Consider the following 6684-nt stretch of genomic DNA (forward strand, 5'->3'; position numbering starts at 1 on the left):
TTTCTAATACCCTAAGATCTTCAACATACTTTGGGCCGACTGTTCTTTGGCATATACCCAGTCAACCAGTTTACCATTTTTATCGTGCCCCACAATAATGTGTTTGGGCGATGGAATAAGGCAGTGTTTAATACCGCCATAACCACTGATCTGGTCCTGGTAAGCGCCGGTATGGAAGAAACCCAGATACAGCGGTTCGCCGTTATTGATCTTAGGCAGGAACACCTCATTGATGTGTTCTTCCGAGTCGTAATAGTCGTGACTGTCGCAGGTGATACCGCCCAGCACCACGCGCTGGTACTCCTGGTCCCACTTATTTATCGGCAGCATCAGGAATTTCTCCCCAATACCCCAGGTGTCGGGTAAGGTAGTGATGAAGGAAGAATCGATCATATACCAGATCTCGCGGTCGTTCTGCACTTTTTGACCTATAACACTGTAAATATGCGCCATGCTCTCCCCTACGGTATAGCTGCCAAATTCGGTGAAGATGTGCGGCATGGGCACGTTATTCTTTTTGCAGGCCTTTTTAATATTGCCTACAATTTCATTGATCATAAACTGGTAGTCGTACTCAAAACCCAGTGAGTGCTTGATGGGGAAGCCGCCGCCAATGTTTATGGAATCCAGCTCGGGGCAGATCTTCTTCAACTGGCAATACAGGTTTATCACCTTGTTCAACTCAGACCAGTAGTAGATGTCGTCCTTGATCCCCTTGTTCAGGAAGATATGGAGCATCTTTAACTGGAAACGCTCTTCATTGCCTTCTATTTTGTCAACGTAAAATTCCAGTACATCCCTTGCTCTGAAGCCCAGGCGGGAGGTATAGAACGGAAAGGTGGGTTCTTCTTCCGCTGCCACCCTGATACCGAGTTTGAAGGGCCCTTTTACCGTTTTTTTATAATGCTGTAATTCTTCCCTGTTATCGAGGATGGGAATTACATTTTTGAAACCGGTATTCAGCAGGTTGGCTATACGGCTGGTATAGCTCTTTTGCTTGTACCCGTTACAAATGATAAAGGTGTCCTTGGTGATCTTTTTACGATCGTACAACTTTTTAATGATCTCGATGTCGTAGGAGAATGATGTTTCCAGGTGAATGTCGTGTTTCAACGCCTCTTCCACTACAAATGAGAAGTGAGAGCTTTTGGTGCAGTAGCAATAGTTGTATTCACCTTCATATTTATGCTTTTTGATGGCATTGGCGAACATCTTTTTTGCCTTCTTTATCTGCATACCGATCTTGGGAAGGTAGGTCAATTTCATGGGCGTGCCGTACTTGTCGATCAGCGCTTTCAGGTCGAGCCCGTTAAACTGCAGATAATTGTCTTTTACATCGAACCCTTCCTGGGGAAAGTTAAAGGTCTGGTTCACCAGGTCGGTGTACGAGTTATTCATGAACTGGTTCAGGTTGCTGATGGTCGTGAATTTTAATTGTCAGAAAAATTTGTACCCGAAACAAAAAAATTATTGCACAAAAGTAATAGTTTGATGATTTTTTCAAATAAAAATTATGGGCGGATTAAAATTGCCGGTATTGTGTTGATTTCTGGTTACCAGTTCTTAGTTCCAAGTTCTTTCACGTTTCAGGATTGACGATAGCATGTTATCTTTTCGTTACCCCAAAAAAGAACCCCGCACTCTTTAGAATGCGGGGTTCGATATATTTGAAGCTTTGTAAGCTTATTTTACAGAAGCAACCAGATTTTTGAAGGTTTCCGGCTCGTTCATAGCCAGATCAGCCAGGATCTTACGATCCAAACCAATACCTTTCAGGTTCAGTTTGTGAATGAACTCAGAATACGTTAAGCCTTCAGCGCGAACGGCCGCGTTAATACGGGCGATCCACAGGGCGCGGTATTCTCTTTTCTTCAGTTTGCGGCCTACATATTTATATTGCAGACCTTTTTCCATTACGTTTTTCGCAACGGTATATACGTTTTTACGTTTGCCATAATAACCCTTGGCAGCTTTCAGAATCCTTTTGCGGCGTGCACGGGAGGCTACGGCGTTTACTGAACGAGGCATATCTTAAATAATTTGAAAATTCGAAAATTGGTTAAAAGGAACAGTTTACTTCAATCTCAGCAAGCGCTTTACAAAGTCTACGTTTGACTTGTGCACCACGCCATCCTTGTTCAGGTTACGTTTGCGGCGATTAGACTTTTTAGTAAGGATGTGACGTTTGAAGGACTTCTGATGCGTGATCTTGCCGGTGCCAGTTACTTTAAATCTTTTTTTGGCACTGGAGTTTGTTTTAACCTTTGGCATGTTAACTACCTTTTGCGGTGATACCCTGCTGGCGCTCCCGAACTGACGGGAAACTTTTTGGGCCATGTGGGCAATGTTTGTCTTACGGCTTATAAACCAGTAAAACCCAAAATGGAGCGCAAAGGTATGTTTTTTCTTAATACAGGCAAAAGGAATCTTTAAAAATGCTCTATTGCTAAGGTGCTTATTTTCAGGATATTAGTTGATAGTTGACAAGTTGATAGGGTTGACAAGTTAACAAGACCGGGATTTAAGACCTGGTTAACTGGTTAACTGATTAACCCTCTTCTTAATATAAAAGAGCATCCCGCTGAAGCAGAATGCTCTTTCGATAACGTTTCAATCTTATTATTGACCTAAGCCCCTTCTTTCTTCTTCTTATTGGTCTTAGGCGAAATGATCATCAGCATGCGTTTGCCTTCCAGTTTGGGTAAGCCTTCGGGCTGCCCTACTTCTGCCAGGCGTTCTGCAAATTTCAACAATACCAGCTCACCCCGTTCTTTGAACATAATGGCGCGGCCTTTAAACTGCACATACGCCTTTACTTTATTGCCTTCTTTTAAAAAGCTTTCGGCGTGGCGTGCTTTAAAATCAAAGTCATGATCATCTGTACCAGGCGTAAAACGGATCTCTTTTACCTCGGCCGTTTTACTTTTGGCCTTCATCTCTTTTTCCTTCTTCTTCTTCTCGTACAGGAATTTATTATAATCAATGATTTTACAAACGGGCGGGTCAGCCTGTGGTGAAATTTCAACCAGGTCAAGCTGTTGCTCCTGCGCCATCTTTAGCGCCTCCTGGATAGAATATACTCCTACTTCTACATTATCGCCCACCAACCGTACCTGTGGTACGCGAATCATGTTATTGGTGCGATGTTCCTGTTGTTGTTCCTTCTTAAATCGGGGATTGAAATTACCTCTCGGTTGTCGCGGTGGAAATGCCATTTAAATCTTTTAGTTAAACAATTTTTAGTTCTTGGTAACCAGTGTTATTACTGAATTACCGGTTTTTGAATGTTGATTTTGTTTTCAAATTTTATTACGGATCAAAATGTTCTGACTCTAAGTTATGAAAACTATAGAATTGTCAAAACACAATATTATTCACCCCGGCGTTCTTTGATCTCGGCTTTGGCCTCGCTGATGAATACCTCAACACCTTTTGACCCCAGATCGCCCTTACCCTGTCTGCGTATAGCCACCTGGTTCTCATTCATCTCTTTTTCGCCAACAACCAGCATGTACGGCACTTTCATGAGTTCGGTATCGCGGATCTTTTTGCCAATTTTCTCGTTCCGGTCATCCACTTCAGCACGAATATCTGCATTTTTCAGGGATTCTAATACACTATTTGCATACGGTAAAAACTTGTCACTAATGGGTAAGATCTTTACCTGAACCGGTGCCAGCCACAGCGGGAATTTACCAGCATAGTGCTCCAGCAAAAAGCCAATGAACCGCTCATGGGTGCCTAATGGTGCCCGGTGAATGATCAATGGGGTATCTGCTGAGTTTTCCTTATTGGTATATTCCAGCTTAAACCGGCGGCCCTGGGCAAAGTCAACCTGGTTGGTGGCCAGCGTAAATTCACGGCCTATCACGCTCCAGATCTGTACATCGATCTTGGGGCCATAAAAAGCGGCTTCATCCGGGATCTCTACATAAGGTATATTCGATTCTATCAATACCTGGCGAACCATTTCCTCGGTCTCCTTCCACAGTTCGGGTTCGTTAACATATTTCTGCCCCAGTTTTGATGGTTCGTGCAGTGACAAACGCATCACATATTTGTCGATACCGAATATTTTGAAATATTTCTGGTACATGTCGTTCACAGCCTTGAACTCGGTAGCAAACTGTTCGCGGGTGCAATAGATGTGTGCGTCGTTCATATGTAAACAACGTACACGCATCAGTCCGAACAACTCTCCACTCTGCTCGTACCGGTAACAGGTACCGTACTCGGCCAGTCGCAATGGCAGATCCTTATAGCTTCTGGGTTCCGCCCCAAATATTTTGTGGTGATGCGGGCAGTTCATGGCCTTCAGGTAATATTTTGTTCCATCCAGCTCCATGGGCGGGAACATACTGTCCTGGTAATACGGCAGGTGACCGCTGGTGAGGTACATGCTTTCTTTGGCAATATGCGGGGTCACTACCCTTTTATAGCCGGCATGCTGTTCGGTTTCCTTGGCCAGTTTTTCCAGCTCCTCTATAATGATGGTTCCGTTGGGCATCCATAAAGGCAGGCCTGGACCCACATCATCATCCATGGTGAAAATTCCCAATTCCTTACCCAGTTTACGGTGATCCCTTTTCTTCGCTTCTTCCAGCATGGTCACATACTCATCCAGTTCCTTTTGCGAAGGGAATGTAACGCCATAAACCCGGGTAAGCTGTTTGTTATTGCTGTCGCCTTTCCAGTAAGCGCCGGCAATGCTGGTGAGCTTAATGGCTTTTATGGGGGCGGTGGATGGAATATGCGGCCCCCGGCACAGATCGGTAAAACCACCCTGAGTGTAAAAGGTGATCTCCCCATCGGTGAGGTTGCTCAGCAGATCCAGTTTATATTCATCACCTTTTTCGGTGAAATATTGAACGGCTTCAGCCTTGGGCATTTCTTTACGAACGTAGCTGTTGTTTTGTTTGGCCAGTTCGTTCATTTTCTTTTCCAGCTTCAGCAGGTCTTCTTCCGTGAGCTTGCGGTCGCCCAGGTCCATATCATAATAAAATCCTGCCTGGCTGTCAAGGGCGGGACCCACCCAGAATTTTACGCCGGGGAACAAGCTTTCCACCGCCTCTGCCATCAGGTGGGCAGAAGAGTGCCAGAAGGTTTTTTTACCATCTTTGTCGTCCCAGGTCAATAAATTAAGGGTAGAATCGGTGTAAATGGGGCGTGTGGCATCCCACACCTCACCGTTTACTTTTGCGGCCAATACTTTTCGGGCCAATCCTTCACTGATTGACTTCGCTATTTCCAACCCTGTGGTTCCTTCTTTATACTCCCGTACATTTCCATCCGGGAAAGTAATTTTTATCATTTTATCACTTCCTTTTTTGTGACCGGTTATACAATCCCTTACCATTGGTCTCGTAATTCCGGAAGAACGGCAAATTTAACGAACAATTTGCAGACCACCATTTACGATGTGTATCGTAAGAAACTAATTATTAAGTAATTTGCCGGGTGACAGAAAGGCGGCCGACGGTAAAGGGCGGTAAAACCGGGAAAACCCGGCAATTACAGATAAAAGGTGGTTGCTGCTGGCCAAAGAAAATAACAAATTCAGATGAAACGTACATGGCAAAATTTTCATTATAGCACACAGGGTAATGAAAATTTTGCCATGGTAAGTTCCATCTGGCCAAAAATCAATAGATATTTTCAGATGAAATCAGTTTTACTTTTTTTGTTTTTGGGAATCAGTTTTTGTGGCCATGCCCAGGAACTGACCGGCATCTGGCGGGGAAATTTTAAAAGAACTCCGGTAGGCCAGCAAGGGCGCCTGATGGATCTATTGGGTAATGATGAGCGTTATAAGTTTGAAGTACAGATAGATCAGAATAATAAAAAATTCAAGGGTGTAACCTATTCCTACCTCACCACGGTGTTTTACGGGAAGGCCACCTGCCAGGGAACCGTGAACCCTGCCACTCACCAGGTAATGCTGGAAGAACTGAAAATTGTGGAAGTGCGGATGTCGGGCGGCAGCGATGCCTGTGTGATGACCCTGTTCCTGAAATATTCCAAAGAAAATGATGAAGAGTTCCTGGAAGGGAACTACATCAGCTATAATACAAAGGATTCAACCAACTGTGGCCGCGGCACCGTTTTTCTGCGCAAGGTAACCACCTCCGATTTTTACGAAGAACCCTTCCTGGCGAACAAGGAGAAGGAAAAGCAAAAACCTGCAGAAAAAAAGCCGGAGATTAAAAAGGTTGACACCATTGCCAATAAACCGGCTATTGTAAAAACAACGCCTAAAACCAATCCGCAAAAGTCTACAGTGACTAAAAAACCGGTTACTACCAAAGCTATTACTACCAAACCGGATAATAAAGCCATTGTAAAAACGCCTGCCGAAACAAAACCCAATGTAAAAATTGTGGATGTTGATAGTATGAAGAAGGTAGTTGTAAAAGTGCCGCCGACTACCATACCGGTGCCTAAAGTGCTGGCCAGCAGGGAAAATGAACTGGTAAAAACCATTACCACCAACGCCAACCAGGTGGAGATAAATATTTACGACAACGGTACGGTTGATAACGATACCATTTCGGTTTACGTTGATAAAAAGCTGGTGCTGTCAAAGAAACGGCTTACCGAAAAAGCCATACCGCTCACTATAACCCTCGATGAAAATATAAACTATCATGAACTGGTAATGGTGGCCGAAAACCTGGGCGAAATTCC

Annotated in this window: 6 protein-coding genes; 1 reads left to right on the plus strand and 5 read right to left on the minus strand. The window is 44.2% G+C overall.

The genetic code is table 11. The features are described from left to right. Positions 1-3: 3 nt before the first annotated feature. The 5 genes from ACJ751_RS30155 to thrS all read right to left on the minus strand — a co-directional run bounded on the left by ACJ751_RS30155 (position 4) and on the right by thrS (position 5311). Positions 4-1398, minus strand: coding sequence for an arginine decarboxylase (locus ACJ751_RS30155; RefSeq protein WP_407749260.1), 1395 nt, complete (start codon positions 1396-1398; stop codon positions 4-6). A gap of 285 nt (positions 1399-1683) precedes the next feature. Then, positions 1684-2028 (minus strand): 50S ribosomal protein L20, encoded by a 345-nt coding sequence (rplT, locus tag ACJ751_RS30160; protein ID WP_407749261.1) that lies wholly within the window; start codon positions 2026-2028, stop codon positions 1684-1686. Between the two features lie 45 nt (positions 2029-2073). Beyond that, positions 2074-2271, minus strand: a complete 198-nt coding sequence (gene rpmI / locus ACJ751_RS30165) for a 50S ribosomal protein L35 (RefSeq protein ID WP_014218451.1) — start codon at positions 2269-2271, stop codon at positions 2074-2076. 356 nt (positions 2272-2627) lie between these two features. After that, entirely contained in the window at positions 2628-3215 is a 588-nt protein-coding gene (infC, locus tag ACJ751_RS30170) for a translation initiation factor IF-3 (protein ID WP_407749262.1), read from the minus strand. 155 nt (positions 3216-3370) lie between these two features. Further along, positions 3371-5311, minus strand: a complete 1941-nt coding sequence (gene thrS, locus ACJ751_RS30175; protein WP_407749263.1) for a threonine--tRNA ligase — start codon at positions 5309-5311, stop codon at positions 3371-3373. A 348-nt stretch (positions 5312-5659) separates the two neighbouring features. Here thrS and ACJ751_RS30180 point away from each other — a divergent pair. Beyond that, positions 5660-6684: hypothetical protein (locus tag ACJ751_RS30180; protein WP_407749264.1), on the plus strand; the 1025-nt coding region annotated here is incomplete at its 3' end.

Source organism: Niastella sp. (assembly GCF_045805085.1).
Classification (GTDB): Bacteria; Bacteroidota; Bacteroidia; order Chitinophagales; family Chitinophagaceae; genus Niastella.

Bases quoted from the DNA above. Each gene is read 5' to 3' on its own strand.
- infC (WP_407749262.1), bottom strand. From the start codon at position 3,215: ATGGCATTTCCACCGCGACAACCGAGAGGTAATTTCAATCCCCGATTT.
- rpmI (WP_014218451.1), bottom strand. From the start codon at position 2,271: ATGCCAAAGGTTAAAACAAACTCCAGTGCCAAAAAAAGATTTAAAGTA.
- thrS (WP_407749263.1), bottom strand. From the start codon at position 5,311: ATGATAAAAATTACTTTCCCGGATGGAAATGTACGGGAGTATAAAGAA.
- rplT (WP_407749261.1), bottom strand. From the start codon at position 2,028: ATGCCTCGTTCAGTAAACGCCGTAGCCTCCCGTGCACGCCGCAAAAGG.
- ACJ751_RS30155 (WP_407749260.1), bottom strand. From the start codon at position 1,398: ATGAATAACTCGTACACCGACCTGGTGAACCAGACCTTTAACTTTCCC.